The organism is Lentzea roselyniae, assembly GCF_039537795.1.
Taxonomy (GTDB): Bacteria; Actinomycetota; Actinomycetes; order Mycobacteriales; family Pseudonocardiaceae; genus Lentzea; species Lentzea atacamensis.
Genome location: NZ_BAABBE010000011.1, coordinates 37,266 through 57,537 on the forward strand (window position 1 = coordinate 37,266; position 20,272 = coordinate 57,537).

21 protein-coding genes are annotated in these 20,272 nt (G+C 68.5%); 14 read left to right on the top strand and 7 right to left on the bottom strand.

Translation table 11 applies throughout. The features are described 5' to 3' along the window. The first annotated feature begins 39 nt into the window (after positions 1-39). The 9 genes from ABFX45_RS20725 to ABFX45_RS20765 are packed head-to-tail and all read left to right on the top strand — an operon-like array spanning position 40 to position 8,588. Positions 40-894 (top strand): fumarylacetoacetate hydrolase family protein, encoded by an 855-nt coding sequence (locus tag ABFX45_RS20725; protein ID WP_109631401.1) that lies wholly within the window; start codon positions 40-42, stop codon positions 892-894. 3 nt (positions 895-897) lie between these two features. Next, complete coding sequence (locus ABFX45_RS20730) at positions 898-2,208, top strand: enolase C-terminal domain-like protein (protein WP_346131720.1); 1,311 nt, start codon at positions 898-900, stop codon at positions 2,206-2,208. Continuing rightward, the gene (locus ABFX45_RS20735; RefSeq protein ID WP_109631407.1) at positions 2,201-2,953 is read left to right on the top strand and encodes an SDR family NAD(P)-dependent oxidoreductase; all 753 of its coding nucleotides are present in this window, start codon (positions 2,201-2,203) and stop codon (positions 2,951-2,953) included. Before ABFX45_RS20730 ends, ABFX45_RS20735 begins: the two co-directional genes overlap by 8 nt. 14 nt (positions 2,954-2,967) lie before the next feature. Further along, entirely contained in the window at positions 2,968-4,008 is a 1,041-nt protein-coding gene (locus tag ABFX45_RS20740; RefSeq protein ID WP_109631410.1) for a sugar ABC transporter substrate-binding protein, read from the top strand. After that, entirely contained in the window at positions 4,005-5,480 is a 1,476-nt protein-coding gene (locus tag ABFX45_RS20745) for a sugar ABC transporter ATP-binding protein (protein WP_346131721.1), read from the top strand. Before ABFX45_RS20740 ends, ABFX45_RS20745 begins: the two co-directional genes overlap by 4 nt. Beyond that, positions 5,477-6,493 (top strand): ABC transporter permease, encoded by a 1,017-nt coding sequence (locus ABFX45_RS20750; RefSeq protein ID WP_112231020.1) that lies wholly within the window; start codon positions 5,477-5,479, stop codon positions 6,491-6,493. The genes ABFX45_RS20745 and ABFX45_RS20750 overlap by 4 nt, the downstream gene beginning before the upstream one ends. Before the next feature lie 3 nt (positions 6,494-6,496). Further along, positions 6,497-6,808, top strand: a complete 312-nt coding sequence (locus tag ABFX45_RS20755; RefSeq protein ID WP_109631421.1) for an L-rhamnose mutarotase — start codon at positions 6,497-6,499, stop codon at positions 6,806-6,808. Then, on the top strand, positions 6,805-7,761 hold the full coding sequence (locus tag ABFX45_RS20760; RefSeq protein WP_346131722.1) for an aldo/keto reductase: 957 nt from the start codon (positions 6,805-6,807) through the stop codon (positions 7,759-7,761). Before ABFX45_RS20755 ends, ABFX45_RS20760 begins: the two co-directional genes overlap by 4 nt. Next, positions 7,758-8,588, top strand: a complete 831-nt coding sequence (locus tag ABFX45_RS20765; RefSeq protein WP_109631427.1) for an amidohydrolase family protein — start codon at positions 7,758-7,760, stop codon at positions 8,586-8,588. The genes ABFX45_RS20760 and ABFX45_RS20765 overlap by 4 nt, the downstream gene beginning before the upstream one ends. On the opposite strand, the gene dapA is transcribed toward ABFX45_RS20765, so the two are convergent. Beyond that, entirely contained in the window at positions 8,585-9,445 is an 861-nt protein-coding gene (dapA, locus tag ABFX45_RS20770) for a 4-hydroxy-tetrahydrodipicolinate synthase (protein ID WP_109631430.1), read from the bottom strand. The genes ABFX45_RS20765 and dapA overlap by 4 nt on opposite strands. Positions 9,446-9,534: 89 nt before the next feature. Between dapA and ABFX45_RS20775 the strand changes: the two genes are divergently transcribed. Beyond that, entirely contained in the window at positions 9,535-10,395 is an 861-nt protein-coding gene (locus tag ABFX45_RS20775) for a LysR family transcriptional regulator (RefSeq protein WP_211337138.1), read from the top strand. Here the strand turns inward: ABFX45_RS20775 and ABFX45_RS20780 are convergent. Continuing rightward, positions 10,381-11,055, bottom strand: coding sequence for a FadR/GntR family transcriptional regulator (locus ABFX45_RS20780; RefSeq protein ID WP_109631436.1), 675 nt, complete (start codon positions 11,053-11,055; stop codon positions 10,381-10,383). The genes ABFX45_RS20775 and ABFX45_RS20780 overlap by 15 nt on opposite strands. Positions 11,056-11,244: 189 nt before the next feature. Here ABFX45_RS20780 and nagA point away from each other — a divergent pair, with 189 nt between their 5' ends. The 3 genes from nagA (at position 11,245) to ABFX45_RS20795 (ending at position 13,672) form a co-directional block, all read left to right on the top strand. Next, entirely contained in the window at positions 11,245-12,444 is a 1,200-nt protein-coding gene (nagA, locus tag ABFX45_RS20785; RefSeq protein WP_346131723.1) for an N-acetylglucosamine-6-phosphate deacetylase, read from the top strand. A 188-nt stretch (positions 12,445-12,632) separates the two neighbouring features. Beyond that, positions 12,633-13,427 carry a serine hydrolase domain-containing protein gene (locus tag ABFX45_RS20790; RefSeq protein WP_346131724.1) on the top strand — a complete coding sequence of 265 codons (795 nt, stop codon included), beginning with the start codon at positions 12,633-12,635 and terminating at the stop codon, positions 13,425-13,427. Positions 13,428-13,432: 5 nt separating this feature from the next. Further along, positions 13,433-13,672 (top strand): hypothetical protein, encoded by a 240-nt coding sequence (locus ABFX45_RS20795; RefSeq protein WP_346131725.1) that lies wholly within the window; start codon positions 13,433-13,435, stop codon positions 13,670-13,672. 50 nt (positions 13,673-13,722) lie between these two features. Here the strand turns inward: ABFX45_RS20795 and ABFX45_RS20800 are convergent, their stop codons facing one another. Genes ABFX45_RS20800 through ABFX45_RS20820 form a run of 5 tightly spaced genes read right to left on the bottom strand, consistent with a single transcriptional unit; the run spans position 13,723 to position 19,289 of the window. Next, positions 13,723-14,766 carry an SIS domain-containing protein gene (locus ABFX45_RS20800; RefSeq protein ID WP_346131726.1) on the bottom strand — a complete coding sequence of 348 codons (1,044 nt, stop codon included), beginning with the start codon at positions 14,764-14,766 and terminating at the stop codon, positions 13,723-13,725. Continuing rightward, positions 14,763-16,181 (bottom strand): glycoside hydrolase family 3 protein, encoded by a 1,419-nt coding sequence (locus ABFX45_RS20805; protein ID WP_109631446.1) that lies wholly within the window; start codon positions 16,179-16,181, stop codon positions 14,763-14,765. The genes ABFX45_RS20800 and ABFX45_RS20805 overlap by 4 nt, the downstream gene beginning before the upstream one ends. A gap of 3 nt (positions 16,182-16,184) precedes the next feature. Next, on the bottom strand, positions 16,185-17,003 hold the full coding sequence (locus tag ABFX45_RS20810; RefSeq protein ID WP_109631449.1) for a carbohydrate ABC transporter permease: 819 nt from the start codon (positions 17,001-17,003) through the stop codon (positions 16,185-16,187). Next, on the bottom strand, positions 17,003-18,004 hold the full coding sequence (locus tag ABFX45_RS20815) for a carbohydrate ABC transporter permease (RefSeq protein ID WP_109631453.1): 1,002 nt from the start codon (positions 18,002-18,004) through the stop codon (positions 17,003-17,005). Before ABFX45_RS20815 ends, ABFX45_RS20810 begins: the two co-directional genes overlap by 1 nt. Positions 18,005-18,014: 10 nt before the next feature. After that, a complete protein-coding gene (locus ABFX45_RS20820; protein ID WP_346131727.1) occupies positions 18,015-19,289 on the bottom strand; it encodes an extracellular solute-binding protein in 1,275 nt (424 codons plus the stop codon). A 223-nt stretch (positions 19,290-19,512) separates the two neighbouring features. On the opposite strand from ABFX45_RS20820, the gene ABFX45_RS20825 reads away from it, so the two are divergent. Further along, positions 19,513-20,268: a GntR family transcriptional regulator gene (locus ABFX45_RS20825; protein ID WP_109633095.1), complete on the top strand. Its 756-nt coding sequence runs from the start codon at positions 19,513-19,515 to the stop codon at positions 20,266-20,268. Positions 20,269-20,272 lie beyond the last annotated feature (4 nt).

Genomic DNA, 20,272 nt, shown 5'->3' on the forward strand with positions numbered 1-20,272 from the left:
CCGATGTATTTCGGCGGTGTGAGTAGAGGAGGAACGGCCGTGCAGCTTTTGCGCCTGGGGCCGGTCGGCGATGAACGTCCTGCGGTGAGGACTGACGACGGGGCCACATACGACCTCCTGCCGATCACGCCCGACATCGACGGCGCGTTCCTCGCGAACGACGGCGTCGCCCGCGTCCGAGCGGCCCTCGAAGCCGGTGAGCTGGAGGTGCTCGACGCCGAGGGGCTCCGCACCGGACCGCCGCTCGCGCATCCCGGCAAGGTCATCTGCATCGGCCTCAACTACCGCGACCACGCGGAGGAGACCGGCGCGGAGATCCCCGGCGAGCCGGTGATGTTCCTGAAGACGCCCGACACGATCGTGGGCCCGTACGACGAAGTGCTCGTCCCGCGCCGGTCGGTGAAGACCGACTGGGAGGTCGAGCTCGGCGTCGTCATCGGGCGCACCGCTCGCTACCTCGAGTCCGAAGAGGACGCTCTGGCCTGCGTCGGCGCGTACGTGCTCTCGCACGACGTCTCCGAGCGGGAGTTCCAGATCGAGCGCGGCGGGACGTGGGACAAGGGCAAGAACTGCGAGACGTTCAACCCGCTCGGTCCCTTCCTCGTGCCCGCCGACGAGATCTCCGATCCGCAGAGCCTGGAGATGCGGCTCTGGGTGAACGGCGAGATCAAGCAGAACTCGTCCACCAAGAACATGATCTTCCCGGTCGCGGAGATCGTGCGCTACCTGAGCCAGTTCCTCGTCCTTCGACCGGGTGACGTGATCAACACAGGTACACCCGCTGGAGTGGCGCTGGGCCAGCCGGAGCCCAAGCCGTACCTGCGCGCCGGTGACGTCGTCGAGCTGGAGATCGAGGGTCTCGGCAGGCAGAAGCAGACCCTCGGGCAGGCCTGACCCATGCCCAAGATCACCGCATTGGACGTCCTGGACATCAGGTTTCCCACGTCGCGCGAGCTCGACGGCTCCGACGCGATGAACCCGGACCCGGACTACAGCGCCGCGTACGTGGTGCTGCGGACCGACGACGGACCGGAGGGCCACGGGCTCGCGTTCACCATCGGCCGCGGCAACGACGTGCAGGCTGCCGCCATCAAGGCGCTCGCCCCGCACGTCGTCGGCAAGGACGTGCCGGAGAACGCGAAAGCGCTGGGAGAGCTGTACTTCGAGCTGATCGGCGACTCGCAGATCCGCTGGCTCGGCCCCGAGAAGGGCGTCGCGCACATGGCGATCGGCGCCGTCGTCAACGCCGCGTGGGACCTCGCCGCCCGCCGCGCCGGGTTACCGGTCTGGCGGTTCCTCGCCCAGATGACGCCGGAGGAGATCGTCAGCCTCGTCGACTTCCGCTACCTGAGCGACGCGCTGACGCCGGACGAAGCGCTGCAGATCCTGCGCAAGGTCGAGCGCGGCAAGGCCGAGCGCGCGGAAACGGTCGCCCGCGACGGATATCCGGCGTACACGACGTCACCCGGCTGGCTCGGCTACTCCGACGAGAAGCTCGCCGGCCTCGCCCGCCAGGCGCTCGCCGACGGCTTCGACATGATCAAGCTCAAGGTCGGCGGCAGCCTCGACGACGACGTGCGCCGGATGAAGCTCGCCCGTGAGGTCGTCGGCGACGAGGTGCGCGTGGCGGTCGACGCGAACCAGCGCTGGGACGTCGACACGGCGGTGCGCTGGATGCGTGAGCTGGCGCCGTACAACCCGTACTGGATCGAGGAGCCCACCTCGCCGGACGACGTGCTGGCACACCGCGCGATCGCCGACGCGCTGGCCCCGATCAGGGTCGCGACCGGTGAGCACGTGCAGAACCGCGTGGTGTTCAAGCAGTTCCTCCAGGCCGGGGCGATCGACGTGCTGCAGCTCGACGCGTGCCGGGTCGCGGGCGTGAACGAGAACATCGCGATCCTGTTGCTGGCCAAGAAGTTCGAGGTGCCGGTGTGCCCGCACGCGGGCGGCGTCGGCCTCTGCGAGCTGGTCAGGCACCTGTCGTTCTTCGACTACGTCGCGATCTCCGGCGAGATCGGCGAACGCGTGATCGAGTGGGTCGACCACCTGCACGAGCACTTCCTGGACCCGGCCGTCGTCGAGAACGGCCGCTACCTGGCACCCGCCGAGCCGGGATTCTCCGCTCAGCTCAAGGACGAGACGCTGTCCGACTACCTCTACCCAGAGGGTCCGGTGTGGACGGCACTGGAGGGCGAGAGTGACTGAGTTCGAAGGCCTTGTCGCCGTCGTCACCGGCGGCGCGTCCGGCATCGGCCTCGCCACGGCGAACCTGCTGTCGAGCAGGGGAGCGACGGTCGTGGCGCTGGACCTCAACCCGGACGTGAAGGACCCGCTCGTCGGCATCCGCGCGGACGTGTCCGACGACGACAGCGTGAAAGCCGCGATCGACGAGGTCGTGCAGCGGTTCGGCCGTCTCGACGTCGTCGTCAACAACGCGGGCATCGGCGCGCAGGGTGACGTCACGGCCAACACCGACGCTGAGTGGTCGAAAGTGCTGGACGTCAACGTGCTCGGCATGGTCCGCGTCTCGCGGGCCGCGTTGCCGCACCTGCGGAAGTCGCCGTCGGCGGCGATCGTCAACACCTGTTCCATCGCTGCCTGGGCCGGGCTCCCGCAGCGTGCTCTCTACTCGGCCAGCAAGGGTGCGGTGTACTCGCTGACGCTCGCGATGGCCGCCGACCACGTGCGCGAAGGCATTCGCGTCAACGCGGTCGCTCCCGGCACGGCGGACACCCCGTGGGTGGGCCGTCTGCTCGACTCGGCACCGGATCCGGCAGCCGAACGAGCCGCGTTGGAGGCACGCCAGCCGCACGGCCGTCTGGTCTCCGCCGATGAGGTCGCGGGCGCGATCGCCTACCTGGCGAGCCCGCTGTCCGGTTCCACCGCAGGCACGATCCTCGCCGTCGACGGTGGCATGTATGGCTTGCGCTTGCGTCCCAAGCAGTCATGAAAGGCAACACGACAATGAAGCGTCGCAACCTCACCGCCGCGGTATGCCTCGCGCTCGCCGGTGCACTGACACTGACCGCCTGTGGCGGTGGAGCCGCCGGAACAGGCGCTGGTGGCGTCGGCCCGATCGGTGCCGACCACCCGCGGGCCGACTCCGACTTCTGGAACTCGTACATCAAGTACTTCCCGGACAAGGCCAAGGAACTCGGCATCAACCTGCTGAACCCCACCAACTCGCAGAACAAGGTGGAGAACCTGGTCGCCAACGCGCAGTCGCTGCAGTCGCAGGGCGCCAAGGCGATCGTGATGGCCCCGCAGGACACCGGCGCGATCGCGTCCACCCTTGATCGGCTCGACAAGGCGAAGATCCCCGTGATCACCGTCGACACCCGCCCGGACAAGGGCAAGACGTACATGGTCGTGCGCGCGGACAACAAGGCGTACGGCGAGAAGGCCTGCAAGTTCCTCGGCGACAAGCTCGGTGGCAAGGGCAAGGTCATCGAGTTCCAGGGCGCGCTGTCGTCGGTCAACGGCCGTGACCGCTCCGAGGCGTTCGCCGCCTGCATGAAGCAGAACTACCCCGGCATCACGGTGTTCGAGGAGCCGACCGACTGGGAGGGCCCGAAGGCGTCCGCCGCCCTGCAGACCAGGCTCAACCAGCACCCGGACATCAACGGCATCTACATGCAGGCCGGTGGCGTGTTCCTCGCGCCGACGCTGCAGGTGCTGCGGCAGAAGAACCTGCTGGTCCCGCCGAGCGACCCCAAGCACATCTTCATCGTCTCCAACGACGGCATCCCGTCGGAGCTGGAGGCCATCCGCAAGGGTGAGATCGACGCGACCGTCTCGCAGCCGGCCGACCTCTACGCGCAGTGGGCGCTCTTCTACGCCAAGGCCGCGGTCGAGGGCAAGACGTTCCAGCCCGGCAAGACCGACCACGACTCCACCATCGTCGACGTCGGCGGCGGCCGCCTGGAGGACCAGCTCCCGGCACCGCTGATCACCAAGGAGAACGTCGACGACAAGGCCTTCTGGGGCAACCAGATCGCGAAATGAGTGAATTCGCAGCCACCGCGCGTGGCGTGACGAAGCGGTTCGGGCGGACGCTCGCGTTGGACGACGTGGGCATCGAGATCCGGGCCGGTGAGTCGCACGCGCTCGTCGGTCGCAACGGCGCGGGCAAGTCGACGCTGGTCTCGATCCTGACCGGCATGCAGGTGCCGGACGCGGGTGAGGTCAGCTTCTTCGGCGAACCCGCGCCGCCCGTCGCCGACCGCGCGGCGTGGCGCCGTCACGTCGCGTGCGTGTACCAGAAGTCGACGGTGGTGCCGGAGCTGTCGGTCGCCGAGAACCTGTTCATCAACCGGCAGGACCTCGGCGGCGGCCTGATCAGCTGGAAGAAGCTGCGGTACCAGGCTTCCGAGCTGCTGGAGACCTACGACGTCGCGGTCAACCCGGACGAGCTGGTGTCCGCGCTGACCGTCGAGCAGCGGCAGCTCGTCGAGATCGCGCGGGCGCTGTCGATCGGCTCCCGGTTCGTGATCCTCGACGAGCCGACCGCGCAGCTCGACGGCCCGGCGATCGAGCGGCTGTTCGACCGGATGAGGTCGTTGCAGGACAAGGGAGTGACGTTCCTCTTCATCTCCCACCACCTGCAGGAGGTCTACGAGGTCTGCCAGACGGTGACGGTCTACCGCGACGCGCGGCACATCGTCACCGCGCCGGTCGCCGAGATGTCCAAGCCGGACCTGATCGAGGCGATGACCGGTGAGGCGGGCGGGCTCAACGTGCCCAGCGGCGACGACCGGCCTTCTTCCTCCGATGAGGTGCTGAAGGTCTCGGCGTTGAGCGGGGAGTCCTTTTCGGACATCTCGCTGTCGGCGACGCGGGGCGAGGTCATCGGGCTCGCGGGCAGCGCGTCGTCCGGCAAGCACGAGTTCGCCGAGACCGTCTACGGGCTGCGCAAGCCGTCGTCCGGCTCGATCTCGGTGGACGGCTCCGCGGTGCGCGGCGGTGACGTCCCGGCTGCCTTGAAGGCAGGGATCGGTTGTGTGCCACGGGATCGCCACCACCAGGGGCTCGTGCTCGACCTGTCGATCGCGGAGAACGCGACGATGAGCACGGTGGGCTCCTTCGTGTGGCCGTCGGCGCAACGTTCCGCCGGCAGCACCGCGATCGCCTCGTACGACGTCAAGGCCGCCGGGCCGGACCAGCCCGTGTCCGACCTGTCCGGAGGCAACCAGCAGAAGGTCGTGATGGCGCGGGCACTCGCCAACGACCCGTCCGTGCTGGTGCTGATCAACCCGACCGCCGGTGTGGACGTGAAGTCCAAGGAGTCGCTGCTCGGGGTCGTCGACGCGCAGGCGCGCAGGGGCAAGGCGGCGATCGTCGTGTCCGACGAGCTCGACGACCTGCGCGTTTGCGACCGTGTTCTGGTGATGTTCCACGGCCAGGTGGTGCGCGAGTTCGCACGCGGCTGGCGCGACCAGGAACTCATCGCCGCCATTGAAGGAATGAGCTCGGAATGACGAAGGCCATGACACCACCGGTCTCGGCGCCTGCGCCGCCTCCCAGGCAGAAGTTCCAGTTCGCGCGCTACCAGGACCTGGCGCTCGTTCCTGTGATCATCATTCTGCTGATCATCGGGGCGGTCCTCTCGCCGATCTTCCTGACACCGGGCAACCTGATCGCGGTGCTGACCCAGCAGAGCGAGCTCTCGTTGCTGGTGCTGGGCCAGGCGATGATCCTGATCGTCGGCAAGATGGACCTGTCGCTCGAGTCCACGGTCGGTCTCGCGCCCGCGCTGGCGGTCGCGTTGATCATCCCGGCGTCGTCCGGCGGGCTGGACGTCGGGCTCGCCGCGTGGATGGCGCTGCCGTTGTGCCTGCTCATCGGTGTCGCGATCGGTGGCCTGAACGGGTTCTTGATCCTGAAGGTCGGGCTGTCCGGGTTCATGGTGACCCTGGGCATGCTGACCGCGCTGCGCGGCCTGCAGCTCGCGATCACCGAGGGCAAGTCGCTGATCGACGTGCCGGAGTCGTTCCTGTACCTGGGTTCCACGACCTGGCTCGGGCTGCCGGCGGCGGTGTGGATCTGCATCATCTGCTACGCCGCGGGCATCTTCGTGCTGAAGTACCTGCGCGCCGGCCGTTCGTTGTACGCGATCGGCGGCAACTCGGAGGCCGCGCGTGCCGCGGGCATCCGGGTGGACCGCGTGGTGTGGATCGTGCTGATCATCGGCTCGGTGCTGGCGGTGATCGCGGGCATCCTGATGACCGGGCGGCTCGGTTCGGTCGCCGCGACGCAGGGCGAGGGCATGATCTTCCAGGTCTTCGCGGCCGCGGTGATCGGCGGCATCTCGCTGCAGGGCGGCAAGGGCACGCTGTTCGGGGCGCTGTCCGGTGTGCTGATGCTCGGCCTGGTCGAGCAGATCCTGCGGCTGCAGGGCGTGTCCGGGTTCTACATCAAGGCCTCGTACGGCGCGGTGATCATCCTCGCGCTGATCGTGACCCGGTTCGCGACCGGCCAGAAGCAGGAGTGAGCCGTGGAGACCGTCGCACTGCACACCCGGCTTCGTGAGGGGCGGGAGGCCGACTACGACCGGATCCACGCGCGGATCCCTGCCGAGCTGGACGTCGCGCTGCGCGAGGCCGGGGTGCATTCGTGGCGGATCTGGCGGTCCGGCCGTGAGTTGTTCCATCTCGTCGAAGTGGACGACTACAAGGCCATGCGCGCCCATTTGGCCACCCACCCGGCCAACATTCCGTGGCAGGCTGAGATGGCTGAACTGCTGGAGGTCGAAGACGACTACTCCGGCGCCGAACCCGATGTGCGACTCGTGTGGGAGCTGCCGTGAAGGTTGCTGTTTCTCGTCTGGGCTTCGGCGCTGCGCCGATCGGCAATCTCTACCGGGAGGTCCCCGACGAGGTGGCCTTCGGTGCGGTCGAGGCGGCGTGGCAGACCGGCGTCCGATACTTCGACACCGCGCCGCACTACGGGCTCGGGCTGTCGGAGCGGCGGCTGGGCGTGGCGCTGGCCGGGCGGCCGCGCGACGAGTACGTGATCTCCACGAAGGTCGGCCGGCTGCTGGAGCCGTTCGACGGCGATGGCCTGGACGACGAGGGTTTCGCGGTGCCGCGGCACTTCCGCCGGGTGCGGGACTACTCGGCGGACAGGGTCCGCAGGTCGATCGAGTCCTCCTTGGAGCGTCTCGACACCGACCGGGTGGAGATCGTCTACATCCACGATCCCGACGACTACTGGGATGTGGCGTTCGGCGAGGCCTATCCGGCGCTGGAGGATCTGCGGTCGCAGGGCGTGGTCGGCGCCATCGGCGTGGGCATGAACCAGTGGGAGATGCCGGAGCGGTTCGTCCGCCAGACCGACATCGACGTGGTGATGCTGGCCGGGCGGTACACGTTGCTGGAGCAGCCGTCGCTGGTCTCGTTCCTGCCGCTGTGCGCGGAACGCGGTGTTTCGGTGGTGGCGTGCGGCGTGTTCAACTCCGGGTTGTTGTCGAAGCCCGAGGTGCCCTCCGACGCGAGGTACAACTACGAGACCGCGCCGCCCGAGCTGGTCACGCGGGCCCGGTCGATCGCCGAGGTGTGCGAGCGGCACGGTGTGACGCTGCCGCAGGCCGCGATCCAGTTTCCGCTGGGTCATCCCGCGGTGGTGTCGGTGGTGATCGGGTCGCGGACGGCGGAGCAGATGACGGCCAACGCGGCGAACTTCTCCGCTTCGATCCCCGCGGACCTGTGGAACGAGCTGAAGGCGTTGGACCTGCTCGACCCGGAGGTGCCGACGCCGTGATCGTCGACGCCCACCACCACCTGTGGGACCTGTCCGTCCGCGACCAGGACTGGATCACCGACCCGCCGATGGGCGTGATCCGGCGGTCGTTCCTGGAGCCGGACTTCGTCGCCGCGGCACCTGAGGTCTCGGCTTCGGTGCTGGTGCAGACGGTGTGCGTGCCGGAGGAGACGCCGGAGTTCCTGGCGGTGGCGGCGTCTTCGGACATCGTGGCCGCGGTGGTGGGCTGGACCGATCTGACTTCGCCTGCCGTGGGCGATGAGCTGGCGGCGTTGACGGACGGCTCGAACGGGGCGTGGCTGCGCGGGATCCGGCACCAGGTGCAGGGCGAGCCGGATCCGGAGTGGTTGTGCCGCAAGGACGTCTGGCGCGGGCTCGCGGCTGTCGGCTCGTACGGGCTGATCTACGAGCTGCTGACGTTGCCGCACCAGCTGCCGGCGGCGCGCAAGACCGTGGCGGCGTTGCCGAACGTGTCCTTCGTGCTGGACCACTGCTCGAAGCCCGCGATCGGGTCCGATGCGGGTGAGTGGGCCGAGCTGGTGCGGTCGCTGGCGGAGCACGAGAACGTGACGTGCAAGCTGTCGGGCCTGGTCACCGAGGCCGACTGGAAGTCGTGGGACGTGGCTGCTCTGCGGCCGTACTTCGAGGTTGTGCTCGACGCTTTCGGCGCCGACCGCCTGATGTTCGGCTCCGACTGGCCCGTCTGCCTGCTGGCAGCCACTTATGAGGAGTGGTTGGACGCGGCTCGGGAACTCGTGTCGGAGCTGTCACCCGACGAGCAGGCCGCGATCTTCTCTGGCACTGCTCGCCGGGTCTACGCGCTCTAGACGAACAGGGCCTTGAGCTCGTTGATCAGCTTCGGCGTGGCACCGGTCAGCGGCTCGCGGACCGGACCCGCCGGGAGACCGAGCAGGTTGAGCGCGGCCTTGACCGCCACCGCGCCGGGCTCGCGGGTCATGATCGCCGTGAACACCGGCAGCATGGCCTGGTGGCGGCGCAGTGCTTCCTTGTTGTCGCCCTCGTCGAAGGCGTCGAGCATCGCCTTGATCTCGTTGCCGACGACGTGGCCGACGGTGCTGACCGTGCCGACGCCACCGATCGAGTACAGCGGCAGGATCAGCTCGTCGTTGCCGGAGTAGTAGTCGAGCCCGGTCTCCGCGATCACGCGCGCGGTCGCCAGCAGGTCGACCTTGCAGTCCTTCACGCCGACGATCCGCGGGTGCTCGGCGAGCCGGAGCAGCGTCTCCGTCTCGATCGCCGTCGCCGTGCGGGCGGGGATGTCGTAGAGCAGGGCGGGCAGGCCGGACGCGTCGGCCACCTGCCTGAAGTGGTTCTCGACGCCCTCCTGCGTGGGCTTGCTGTAGTACGGCGTCACGACGAGCAGGCCGTGCGCGCCGTTCTCCTCTGCCTGGCGGGCGAGCTCGATGGTGTGGCGGGTGGAGTTGGTGCCGACGCCCGCGAGCACCTTGGCCCGGTCACCGACGGCCTCGGCGACAGCCTTGATGACCTGCGCCTTCTCCGCGTCGGTCGTGGTCGGCGCCTCGCCGGTCGTGCCGTTGACGACCAGCCCGTCCACGCGTTGTTTGTCCACGAGATGCGCCGCCAGCTCCTGCGCACCCTTGAGGTCCAGGTCACCGTCGGGGGTGAACGGGGTGACCATCGCTACCAGCACTCGTCCGAACATGACTCCAGGGTGACTTGAACGTATGCGAAGTTCCAGTTAGAAGTTCTGCCCGGAATGTTAAGCTGAGCTTTGTGTTGGACGTTCGGCGGTTGAGGTTGCTCCACGCTCTCTCGGTCCACGGCACGGTCACCGCCGCAGCCGAGGCCCTGCACGTCACGTCTCCCGCGGTCTCCCAGCAGCTGGCCGCCCTGGAACGCGAGGCAGGCGTCGCGCTGGTCGAACGCGAGGGCCGGCGGTTGACGCTGACCCGCGCCGGACACGTGCTGGCGGCGCACACGCAGCTGGTGCTGGATCAGCTCGCCGCCGCCGAGGCGGACCTGGCCTCGCTGCGGACCTCGGTCTCCGGCGTGGTGCGGATCGGCGCGTTCGTGTCGGTCGCGGCCTTGCTGCCGCGCGTGATCCAGGTGCTGCGCTCGGCGCACGGGTCCGATGTGGACCTTTTCGTGCACGAGATGGAACCGGAAGCCTCACTGCCGGCGTTGCGGCGTGGGGACATCGACATCGCGGTCATCCACTCGTACAACATCATGCCGCGCTCGCTGCCCGAGTCGTGCGAGTCGCACGAGCTGTTCGTGGAGCCGGTGAACGTGGCGCTGCCGTTGAGCGACCCATTGGTGCAGCAGGATTCTGTGGACCTGTCTTTGCTCGCGGACCGGCCGTGGATCATGCCGCGTACCGACGCGTCGTGCCACGAGCTGACGCAGCGGGCGTGTGGGGCCGCGGGGTTCGTGCCGCGGGCGCAGGCCTACTGCGACGACTTCGGTGTCATGTGCGGGCTCGTCGAGGCCGGGCTCGGGGTGGCGCTGGTGCCGTCCGTCGCGCGGCGGCCCGGGGTGGCGTTGCGGCCGTTGAAGCAGCAGGTGTTCCGGACGGTGTCTGCTGTTGTGCGGCATCGGGCGGACGGGCAACCCGCCGTGCGTGCGGTGCTGGAGCAGCTACGCCAGGTCTGAAAGCCACTGCTCGACGCCGGCCACGTGCACCGTCGACCAGCTCCGGGCGAGCTCCGGCTGATGAGCGGCCAGCGCGTCGACGATGGCGCGGTGCTCGGCCACCGTGCGATCCACTGCGTTCGACTGCGTGATGCCGCGCCAGATCCGCACCCGGACCGTCGGCCCGGCCAGCGTGTCGAGCAGCTGGGCCAGGTAGGCGTTGCCGGAGCACTGGGCGATGGCGCGGTGGAAGTCCAGGTCGTGCTCGACGAGCTCCTCGACGGACTTCGCGGACTCGGCGGCGTCGCACAGGGCGCGGAGCTTGATGACCTCGTCCGGGTCGATGCGCTGGGCGGCCATCGCGGCGGCAGCGGGTTCGAGGATGCGGCGGACCTGCAGAACTTCGAGGACCGAGTCCTCGCCGCGGTGCAGGTCGAGGACGAACGAGAGCGCGCCGAGCAGGTCGTCCGCGCGCAGTGACGAGACGTACGTGCCGTCGCCCTGGCGGACGTCGAGCACTCGGACGAGTGACAGTGCCTTCACGGCCTCGCGCAGGGAGTTGCGCGAGAGGCCGAGGCGTTCGGCCAGGTCAGCCTCACGCGGGAGGCGGTCGCCGGGCTTGAGCTCGCCCGAAACGATCATCTCCTTGACGCGCAGGATCGCATCGTCAGTGACTGCCACGGCACCCTCAACTCGTCGTAGACCTCGGATGTCTGAGGACCAGTATGCGCCACAGTTGGTCATCTTCGGCGCATCCCCGCACGAATGGCCGTGATTCACGGGTTGGGATGTGGGATGGTTATCTACTAACGATACGTGACGCGAACCCCCGTTGTCGCCATAATGGTCTGGACCATTCAAGGAGGGATCTTGGACGCCGTTGTCGCAGCACCGCGCGCTTTGCTCGGTCGCACGATCGTCGGTCCTGCCTCGGTGCGGATCAGGGACGGCCGCATCGTCGAGGTGACCACCGGTGAAGCACCACCCGGCGCGGAGGTTCTGTCCGACGGACTGCTCACACCCGGCCTCGTCGACGTCCAGGTGAACGGCGCCGTGGGCGTCGACTTCGCCGAGGTGGACGCCGCCGGGATGCGGTCGGTGGCCGAGGCTCTGCCTTCGACCGGTGTGACCCGGTTCTTGCCGACGTTGATCACCGCGCCCGTCGACGTGGTGCTGCGCCAGGCCCGTGCGGTGCTGGCCGCCTCGGCCGCGCTGCCGGACGGAGTGGGAGCGCGTCCCCTCGGCGTGCACCTCGAGGGCCCGTTTCTGTCGCCGAAACGGGCTGGTGTGCACGACCCGTCGTTCATGGTCGAGCCGGGACCGGACCAGATTTCGGCTCTGCTCAACGACGACACGCTCCGCCGCGCCCTGCGGATGGTGACGATGGCGCCGGAGCAGCCCGGCGGCCTGGAGGCCGTCCGGCGGCTCGTCGAGGCCGGGGTTCTGGTCGCTGTGGGCCACTCCGACGCCACTGGTGAGCAGACGCGTGCGGCGGCCGACGCCGGCGCGCGCATGGTCACGCACCTGTTCAACGCTCAGCGCCCGCTCGGCCACCGCGAACCCGGCGTGCCCGGTGTGGCGTTGGTGGACGAGCGTTTCACGCTCGGGTTGATCGCCGACCTCGCGCACGTGGGGCCGGACGTGTGCCGGTTGGTGTTCAACGCGGCCGGGGCGCGGGTCGCTCTGGTCACCGATGCCGTTGCGGCGGCCGGGATGCCGCCCGGTCGCTACCACCTCGGCGGCACCGACGTGCTGCTGACCGAGGACGGTGTGCCGCGTTCGCCGGAGGGGACGATCGCCGGGTCCGCCCTCACGCTCGACCGCGCGGTGCGGAACATCGTGTCCGTGGGTGTGCCGATGGCGGACGCGCTCGCTTCGGCCACGATCGTTCCGGCCGAGGTCATCGGGGAGTCCGGTCTCGGCCGTCTCGCGCCCGGTGCTGTCGCCGACCTGGTGTGGTGGGACGACGACCTGCGCCCGAAGAAGGTGTGGGTCGACGGCGAGGTCGTGTTCGACGCCGAGGTGCCCGTTCAGCCCGTCTCTGCCGGGTACGCGACCGCGGGTCAGTAGCGTTTCGTACGAACTCATTGCAACGAAGCTGAGTCGTGATCGTTGCATTGAAAACAGAGCCGTTGCAACAATATGGCGGCTCTGAACTGAATAGATGCTGATCGTTGGCCCCGTGCTCGTTGCCTTTGTCTGTGAACGCAACGTAGCGTTTTCGACATCGGAAACAATGAGCACTGGGGCTGATCACAATGCAGAACACCATCCAGGAGATCGTCGAGACCGGCTTCACCGGCCTGCAGGTCCGCGTGCACGACGAGCGCGGTGAGTGGGTCGGCTCCGCCGGGCTGAGCGAGCTCGGGAAGAGCGCGGCGCCGCCGCTCGACGGCAGGGTCCGGATCGGCAGCAACACCAAGACCTTCGTCGCGACCGCGGTGCTGCAACTGGTGGCCGAGGGCAGGATCGAGCTGGACGGCCCGGTGGACGACCACCTGCCCGAGTTCGGGATCGACCGGCGGATCACCGTGCGAATGCTGTTGCAGCACACCAGCGGGATCTTCAACTTCACCGGTGAGGTCCACGAAGACGGCACGGTCGTGCCCGGAATCCCTTGGCAGGGCGAGGAATGGGTGAACAACCGGTTCAGGACCCACCTGCCGGAGGAACTGGTGCGGCTGGCACTCGCCAAGCCCGCGCGGTTCGTGCCGGGCGCGGACTGGAGCTACTCCAACACCAGCTACGTGATCGCCAGGCTGCTGATCGAGAAGGTCACCGGCCGCTCACTCGCCGAGGAGATGCGGCGACTGATCTTCGAGCCGCTCGGGCTGGTGGACACCGTGGTGCCGACCACCGAGACGGAGATCGGCGAGCCGCACGCCCACGCCTACTACCGGTACGAGGTCGCCGGTGAGGAGAAGGCGATCGACGTCACCCGTCACAACCCGTCGTGGATCTCCAGCGGTGGCGACATGATCTCGACGACCGCCGACCTGCACACCTTCGTCATCGCGCTCGTGAGCGGCAAGCTCGTGCCGGCCCGCTGCTGACCGAGATGTTCGAGCCGCACACCAAGGTGCCCTGCGGCCTCGGCGTGTTCGTGCAGGAAACGGGCAGCGGCAAGGTCATCACCCACAACGGCGGCATCATGGGCCACGCGGCGTTGATGTACTGCACGGTCGACGGCAGCAAATCCCTGACCGCCGCGCTCAACTACGTGGACGACGCCGGCCTGTCCCTGGCCGTGCCGTTCCAGCAGGCGACGGCACGGCTCGTCGAGGAGATCTTCGGCTGAGCAGAGCGAAAGGGCCGCCCGGAGCAGATCCGGGCGGCCCTTTCGGCGTTTCACAGCGTCCGGGTGACCTTGTTCAGGCCCCGCGGGCTGTCCGGGTCGCCACCGCGCGCCAGAGCCAGGCCGTGCGCGAGGCGTTGCACCGGAAGGATTTCCAGCACCGGCGCCACTTCCTCTGCCGTCTCCGGGATGCCGATCGACAACGCGGAAGGCACCTTCTCGGAAGCGGAACCGACGGCCACGACGTCCGCGCCGCGCTGGTTCACCACCTCCAGCGCGTCCAGCAGCGAGTCGCCGCCCTTGCCCAGCGACGTGATCGCCAGCACGGCGGTTTCGCCGTCGACAGCAGCCACGGGACCGTGCAGCAGGTCCGCGCCGCTGTACGCCCGCGCCGCGAGGTACGACGTCTCGGCGAGCTTCAGCGACGCTTCCAGTGCCGTCGCGTATGAGTAGCCACGCCCGGTCGTCAGCACCCGGTCCACGAACCGGTAGCGCCGCACCGCTTCCTCGACCGTCGGAGCCGACGCGTCCAGCGTCACCTGGGCCAGGTCGCCCAGCGAGGCCGCCGCCGCGCCGTCGCCACCGCGCACGGCGTCGATCAGCAGGTACAGCGCCAGCAAGGTCGCGGAGTACGTCTTCGTGGCGGCGACCGCGTGCTCGACCCCCGCGGCGACGTCCACCGAGAGCTCGGCGGCGGCGTTGAGCGGGGACTCCGGCGTGTTCGTCACGGCCACGGTCAGGGCACCGCGGCGGCGGGCCGAGGCGGTGACCTCCAGCAGGTCGGGAGAGCCACCGGACTGCGAGACGGTGATCAGCAGGACGTCGCGCAGGTCGGGCTCGGCGCCGTAGAGGGTGGTCGTCGAGGCGGAGACCAGTCCGGCCGGGAGCTGCAGCAGGATCTCGGTCAGGTACTTCGCGTAGATAGCGGCGTGGTCGCTCGACCCGCGCGCGGCGAACAGCACGAAGCGCGGCGCCCGCTCGCGGATCACGGCGGCGACCTCGGCGATCGACGAACGTGACGCGTAGAGCGAGGAGAAGATCGACGGCTGCGCGGCGATCTCCGCTGCCATGTGCCGGCCTGGCTGGGGCGTGGTCATGTCGTGCCTTTCAGGATCAGCTCGGCCGCGGCTCGGAGGCTCACCCGAGAACCGCCGTGGGTGTCGATGCGGGCGACGCTGCCCAGGTCAGGACCCGGCACGCCGGTTTCGACGTGCACCACGTCCAGGCCCAGATTAGTTAAGTTTGTTACCAGTTGTCGAGCGCTGGTGTGGCGATGTGCGTCTCGCGTCACCACCACAATCGTCCGGTCGCCGGCGGCCCGCGCAACTTCTTCGGCGGAGACGTCGCGTGACGCGATCACCTCGGTGCCGGGAAGCACCTCGCGCAGATACGGCCCGAGCCCCCACGGGACGTCGCCCACCGCGATGGACGGGTCCACCACCAGGTCGACGACCACCGGAGACGTACCGGCATCAACCCGGCCGCGCACCTCGACAGCACGTCGAGCGGCCGTGAGACCTATCTCGGCGTCGTGGGCGTCGACGGTCGACGGCGGAAGCCCGAGGGCCAGTGACCGCGCGGCCGCCTGAGCCAGGCGTTCCTGGGAGAGCTCGCCGGACTTCACGGCGGCCACGATCGACTCGATCAGCCACTGGAGGTCGTCGTCGTCCAGCGCGATGCCGCCGAGGCACAGCGCGTCGACACCCGCGGCCAGCGCGCGCACGGCGCCGACGGCCAAGTCGCCACCAACGGCCTTCATGTCCAGGCCGTCGGTGATCACCGCGCCGGTGAAGCCCAGCTCGGAGCGCAGCAGGTTGATCGCGTGCTTGTTCAACGTCACCGGCGCGCTGCCCCACTCTGGCACGACGAGGTGGCCGGTCATGATCGACCGCACACCCGCGTGCACGGCGGCCTGGAACGGCACCAGCTCCACCGCGCGGAGTTGTTCCTCGGTGCGCGGCAGGACCGGAAGCTGCTCGTGGGAGTCCTCGGTGGACGCTCCGTGGCCGGGGAAGTGCTTGGCACACGCGGCAACGCCGACGGCCTGCAGTCCCTCGACCCACGCGGCGACGTGCCGCGCGGCCAGCACGGGGTCCGAACCGAACGAGCGGACGCCGATGATCGGGTCGTCCAGGGTGAGGACGAGGTCGGCGGACGGCGCGAGGTTCAGCGAGATGCCGCAATGCGCCAGCCGCGCGCCGATCGACGCGGCGACCGAGCGGGTGAGGTCCAGATCGTCCGCCGCGCCCAGGGCGTGGTTTCCCGGCACCTCGGAGCCGTGGCCCGCGTCGAGACGAGTGACGTCGCCGCCCTCCTCGTCGATGCCGATCACCACGTCCGGGCGCACCGAACGCAGTTCACCGCACAGCGCGGTCACCTGGGCGTCGTCGACGACGTTGCGGCCGAAGAGCACCACGCCGCCGAGACCGTCAGCGACCCGCCGCAGCAACCAGTCGGGGGCGGTCGTTCCGTGAAACCCAGGCAGCAGAACGGCAGCGGCCAACTGATCCACGTGTCATCCCTTCACTGCACCGGCGGTGACACCGGCGACCATCTTGCGCTGCACGATCAGGAAGAAAACGAGTGCCGGCACCGTGAAGAGCGCGGAGGCGGCCATCGCGCCACCCCAGTCGGTGCCGAACGCGGTCTGGAAGCCGGACAGCCACACCGGCAGGGTTTCCAGGTCCTGGCTGCGGATCAGCACCTTGGCGAACAGGAACTCGTTCCACGCGGTGATGAACGCGAACACCGACGTGGCGACCAGACCCGGTCCCAGCAACGGCAGCGTCACCTTCTGGAACGCGCCCCAGCGGCCGCACCCGTCGACCATCGCGGCCTCTTCGAGCTCCACCGGGATGCCGTTCACGAAGCCGCGCAACGTCCACGCGCAGAACGGCAGCGTCACCGCGAAGTAGACGAGCACCAGCGACGAAAGGTGTTCGTAGAGCTGAAGATCCCGCATCATCAGGAACATCGGAATCAGCAACGCCTCGAACGGCGCCATCTGCGCGACCAGCATCAGCAGCACGAAGCTCTTGCGGCCGCGGAACGCGAAGCGCGACATGGCCACGGCAGCGGTGATGCCGACGATGATCGCGGCGAGCACCGCGGTCAGCGTCACCATCAGGCTGTTGCCCAGTGCGGACAGGAAGCCCGGCTTGGTCCACGCGGTGATGAAGTTGGTGAACGTCACCGAGAACGGGATCAGGTCGTAGTCCGAGGTGATCGTCGAGCCCTTGGGCTTCAACGCGGACGTGATCATCCAGTACGTCGGGAACAGGAAGAACAACGCGAGCAGGAGGCCCGCGGCGTTCGCGGCAGACTTCTTGAGCATCAGATCTTGCCCTCCTCGGTCTGCAGCAGCCTGCGCAGGTACTGGAAGGTGATCAGGCCGAGGATGATCATCATCAGGACGCTGATCGCGGCGGCGACACCGAAGTGGCTCTTCGCGATGCCTTCCAGGTACTGCAGCACGGCGAGCGTCGTGCTCTCACCGCTCGGTCCGCCCTCGCGGAACACCCAGATCTGGGCGAAGACCTTGAAGTCCCACAGCGTCGACAGGAACGTCACCATCATCAGCAGCGACCGGATCTCCGGCCACGTGACCGCGCGGAACGTCTGCCAGCCCGTCGCGCCGTCGATGCCAGCGGCCTCGTAGAGGTCGCGGGGGATGCCGACGAGCCCCGCGTAGAGGGAGAAGGCGAGGAACGGGATCGCCTGCCACACGATCAGCAGACCGACGACCGACAACGTCGACGTGCCGGAGGAGAACCACGAGTAACCGGCGAAGGAGTCGAACCCGAGCTGCACCAGCGTCTTGTTCAAGATGCCGTAGTTCTGGTCGAACATCCACTGGTAGACGGTGGTGGACGCCAGGATCGGCATGGCCCACGCGCAGAGCATCGCGACCTGCAGTGCGATCCGCACCCATGGGGTGAGCACGCGCATCAGCAGTGCGATCAGCAGACCCGCGCCCACCGAGGCGCCGACGACGGCGATGGTGAACGTGACGGTGCGCAGGGTCACGGTCCAGAAGCGCTCGTCCTGGAGAACCGTCACGTAGTTGTCGATGCCGGTCCACACGATCTCGCCGCGGACCAGCTCGCCGAGGTTGAGCTGGCGGAAGCTCGTCACGAAGACCGAGACGACCGGGAACCCGATCAGCCAGAGGATCGCGATGAGCGCCGGAGCCAGCAGCAGGTAGGGCAGCGCCCGGTCGAAGGCGCCGCCCCGGTGGCGGCGCTTGGGCGCCCCACCCGTCACGGCAGGCGGCAGCGCCGGCGGGGTGATGTCCCCGGCCGGCGCTGCCGTTTCGGTCGTCTTGACGGCCGTCATCTCAGCTGGGCTAGCCCATGGCCTTGGTGACGGCTTCGCTCGCGTCCTTCGTCGCCTGGTCCAGCGACTTGGCGCCGGACAGGTACGCGGTCAGCGCGTCCTTCAGCGGATTCTGACCGGCCTCGACCGCCGCCCACTTCGGCGTGGTCGGGGTGACCTTGCCGTTCGGGGAGGAGTCGGCCAGCGCCTTGCCGACCGGGTTGGTGGCGAGCTTCGAGGTGTCCTTCGAGGTGCCCGGCACGGCGCCACCCTCGGCGAGCATGTCCTGGTACTTCTTGGACGACAGCAGCGCCAGGTACTTCTTCGCGGCAGCGGCGTTCTTGCTGGCCGCCGGGATCGCGAGGTTCGAGCCGCCGAGGAACACCGGCGCGGTCGAGCCGGCCTTCTTGGACGGGATCGGGAACGCCGCGGTCTTGTCCTTCAGCTCCGGCTTGTCCTTGGTCGCGCTGCCGAGCTCCCAGGGCAGGCCGATCATCATGCCGACGTTGCCGGTCTGGAACACCTCGTACTGCTGCGGCTTGGCCTCGTCCGTGTCAGCCGGTGCCTTCTTGGTGGCCGACGCGTCGTAGAGCTCCTTGTAGGCCTGGAAGCCCGCCTTGGCCTGCGGCGTGTCGAGCTTGCCGGTCCACTTGCCGCCGTCCTGCGTGGCGACGTCGCCACCCTCGTCCCACAGCAGCGAGAGCAGGAAGTACCAGGACTGACCAGGCAGGTAGAGAGCCTGGAAGTCAGGGTTGGACGCGTTCGCGGCCTTGAGCTTGTTGATCACGTCGATCCACTCGGCACGCGACGTCGGCGGCTTCGTGATGCCGGCCGCCTGGAACAGGTCGGTGCGGTAGATGACGGTGCGGTTCGCGGCGTAGAACGGCATGCCGAACTGCTTGCCGTTCAGCGTCAGCGAGTCCTTCAGACCGCCGAGCCACTCGCCGCTGTTGAACTGGCCAGCGTCCGCGGTGAGGTCCATCAGCGTGCCCTGGTCAGCGAAGCTCGCCGTCTGGGTGTTGCCGAGCTCGATGACGTCGGGCGGGGTGCTGCTGGCCAGCGCGGTGGTCAGCTTCTCCTGGATACCGGTCCACTTCTGGACCTCGTACTTGACCTTGATGCCGTTCGCGCTCTCGAACTCCTTGTTCAGAGCGTCGGTCAGGGTCGGCGCCGCGGAACCGTCCATGAGCCACACGGTGATCTCTTTGGTCTCCGTGCCGCTACCGCTGTTCGTGCTCGTGCCACATCCCGACACGGCCACTGCCAGTGCGGCGGCACCAGCAGCGAGTCCTCTCCAGCCCTTCACAGTCGCGCCCTTTCAGCAAGCCCGGCCCCACGGCCGGAACGCCCAAGTGGTGTAGACCAATGCGGAACAGCGTGTGCCGCGTCACTGCTCCTGTCAAGCGCGTTGCCAAAGCGTTGCGGAGTCATCGGACCAATTTCGTGTCGATTGACGGGGGTTCGAACGCACGAAACGACACGGACAAGGCATCCTTGTGATGCCTGACATGGAGTGCGAGGAGGAGGCCATGCTGGAGACGACGCCTGTATCAGGCGTGGACGCCAGGACGCGTGCGCAGCGCGAGCCGAAGTACTGGGGTCTCAAGCGGCACCTGCTCGACCTGTTGAGGGCGCTGCCGCCGGGTTCCCCGATCCCCACGGAACGCTCGCTCGCCGCCGAGTTCGACGTCTCCAGGACGACGGTCCGGCAAGCGCTTGCCGAGCTGACGGTCGAAGGCCGGCTGCTCCGTGTGCAGGGCAAGGGCACCTTCGCGGCCGAACCCAAGGTCGCCCAGAGGTTGCAGCTGTCTTCGTACACAGAGGACATGCGAGCCCAGGGCCGCGTGCCGTCGTCCAAGCTGATCGAGGCCTCCGAGATGCCCGCGGAAGCCGAGCTCGCCCGGCTCCTGGGCGTGCGGCCCGGCGCCAAGGTGCTGCGTCTGCACCGCCTGCGCCTCGCCGACAACGAGCCGATGGCGATCGAGACCACGCACCTGGCCCTCGGCCGGTTCCGCGGGCTTCGCCGCTACCTGGCTCCCGGCGCCTCGCTCTACCAGGTGCTGTCGGAGCGGTTCGGCGTCGAGATGGGACACGCGGAGGAGACCATCGAGACCGCGCTGGCCTCGCCTGAAGAGGCAGAGCTGCTCGGTGCCGACATCGGCCTGCCGATGCTGCTGCTGTCGCGGCACTCGTTCGACACCGAGGGCAACCCGATCGAATGGGTGCGCTCGGTGTACCGAGGTGACCGGTACAAGTTCGTGGCCACGCTGAACCGGCCGTCCTGATCGG